We start from the raw sequence: 2115 nt of genomic DNA, 5'->3' as shown, positions 1-2115 counted from the left end.
CACACGTACTATGTGCTGGCGGGTGAGACGCCGGTACTCGTTCACAACAGCAACTGCGGCATTCGCCCGCACGACAAAGCCCGTGGCGCTGCCGGTGTCGATGAAATGACGGAGACGTTTGAGAAGTTCTACGACAAGTCTGATATCTACAGCGAGAGCTACGGGAATGGACTTGATTTGTGGACTCCTTACGGCAGGCGTCAAGTGGATATCGCGGTCCGGAACCCAGACGGAAACCTTCACCTTTATGAGGTGAAGGTGAATAAATCGAATTACACGAGGGGCCAGCGAAGGAAGGACGAATGGCTAGCGAAGACGTACGGGTTTGAAACCTCGGTCGTCCGGCGCGGTACAGAGTGTCCAATCTGCAACCCCTAACCTGAGAGGATGGCATGTGAGTAGCGACTTCGGCTTCTGGAAGCGCTCTGCCGGGAACCCTGAGGAAGTTTTCGACAACCTCGCTGAGGGCGACACCAGCGACCTTATCGTGAGCCCTGACGTGTTGCGGTTCCGGGAGGAGTTGCTGACTAGGTGGCCAGATGTGGAAGACGTTCTGGAGCCGTCTCGATTCGACCTGGAAGAGGAACCGGATGACGCGGGAAAGTACGTCCTCCTGACCCTCTCGGTTCGCCAACTGGATTATCTCCCTGAGATTCTTGACATGGCGAAGAGGAACAGCCTCGTTGGGTTCAGTGGAGTGGCGGGCGAGCCGATTTAGGCTTCCGATTTACTATGCATCCAAGGCAAAGATGCGGCCCCTGCGGGTGTCACCTGCAGGGGCCGTTTTGCCGCTTGACGGCAGTAGATGACGGCAACGGCGGCGGACACCAGGTGGCGTCCGCCGCCGTTGCCGTACGTGTGCCAGGGGTGGTCAAGGGCGCGGCCGAGGAGGTCGATGGCGTCGCGCTGGAGGCGGAGTCGGACGTGGGCGTAGACGGTGGCGGTGACGCCGATGTGGGCGTGGCCGAGGAGTTCCTTGATCACGACGAGTTCGACTCCCTGTTCCAGGAGCAGGGTCGCGGTCGAGTGCCTGAGGTCGTGAAATCGGATGCGGCGGAGGCCGGCCTTGCGGAGGAGCGTGGTGAAGGTGCGGGTGAGGTTGGTCGGGTCGATCGGTCTGCTCTGCGCTGTAGCGAATACGTGCCCCCTGTGCTGCCACGCACTGCCTGCGGCCTTACTTTCGCGCTGCTGCTGTTCGTGGTGGAGCTGCAGGGACTCGGCGCAGCGGGTGGGGAGGGCGATGCGGCGTTCGGAGGCCCGGGTCTTGGTGGGCAGCGTGGTAAGCCCGCCTGCGCTGGTGCGCTGGAGTGTGCGGCGGATGGCGGCGGTGCCCGCTCCGAGGTCGAGGTCTTCCCAGCACAGGCCGAGGAGTTCGCCCTTGCGGAGTCCGGTGTGGAGGGCGAGTTCGAACAGGGCCTGCAAGCGGTGTTCGTTCGCGGTGGTGAGGAGTCGGCGGGCTTCGTCGGCGGTGAGGGGTTCGAAGCGTCGGGGCCGAGGCGTGCCGGTGCGGACGTTGCGGGCCACGTTGCGCGGGATCTCCTCCTCACGCACGGCGTGCTCCAGGGCGGACTTGAGCACGGAATGGATGTAGGTCAGAGTCAGCGGGGAGAGCAGCTTGCGACAGCACTGGCCTGCAGCGCAGCAGCGAGGCTGGTCGCGCCGGGCGTCGATGCCACGCGCGCAGCACTGGCAGGTAGTGCGGAGCTGGTTGAGTCAGGTGCGGACGTCCTTGGCGGTGAGCTTGGTGAGCTTCTTCTTGCCGAGGCCGGGGATGAGGTACCGGTTGACGCAGGCGGTATAGCGGGTGTGGGTGTTCTCGCGGAGGTGGTGGACGGCGACGTTTTCCAGCCAGTACGTCAGGTACGCGGCCACGCTGCCCTGCGCGGAGGGAGCGGGGAGGCCGCGGTTGCTGGTGGCGATCTTCTCGGTGAGCTTGGCCAGCGCTTCTTTGCGGGTGGTGCCGTAGACGTGGATGCGTTTGCGGGTGTTGCCGATCCTGCTGGCTTATTCGGTCATGCGGCGAGAGAGAGGCCGAGGCGGGCAAGGTGACTGACGCGGGTGCGGTCGAGCGGGTGGCCGTTCCACCAGGCATCGAGGCGAATGAGGTTGAGCGCG

General features: G+C 64.0%; 2 protein-coding genes and 1 pseudogene. 2 read left to right on the top strand and 1 reads right to left on the bottom strand.

All coding sequences use genetic code 11. The annotated features are described in order from the left end of the window. Both IG99_RS51280 and IG99_RS43225 read left to right on the top strand, forming a co-directional pair. Window positions 1–378: hypothetical protein (locus IG99_RS51280; protein WP_234312180.1), on the top strand; the 378-nt coding region annotated here is incomplete at its 5' end. Window positions 379–394: 16 nt separating this feature from the next. Next, window positions 395–718 (top strand): hypothetical protein, encoded by a 324-nt coding sequence (locus tag IG99_RS43225; protein ID WP_037684505.1) that lies wholly within the window; start codon window positions 395–397, stop codon window positions 716–718. 146 nt (window positions 719–864) lie between these two features. Here the strand turns inward: IG99_RS43225 and IG99_RS43220 are convergent. Beyond that, window positions 865–1992 (bottom strand): annotated as a pseudogene (locus IG99_RS43220) (tyrosine-type recombinase/integrase); the annotation flags it as partial. Window positions 1993–2115: the final 123 nt, after the last annotated feature.

Source organism: Streptomyces griseus subsp. griseus, from assembly GCF_000720255.1.
Lineage (GTDB): Bacteria > Actinomycetota > Actinomycetes > Streptomycetales > Streptomycetaceae > Streptomyces > Streptomyces griseus_I.
Note: the sequence above shows the minus strand (reverse complement) of the source record. Positions and strands in the feature narration are given on the sequence as shown.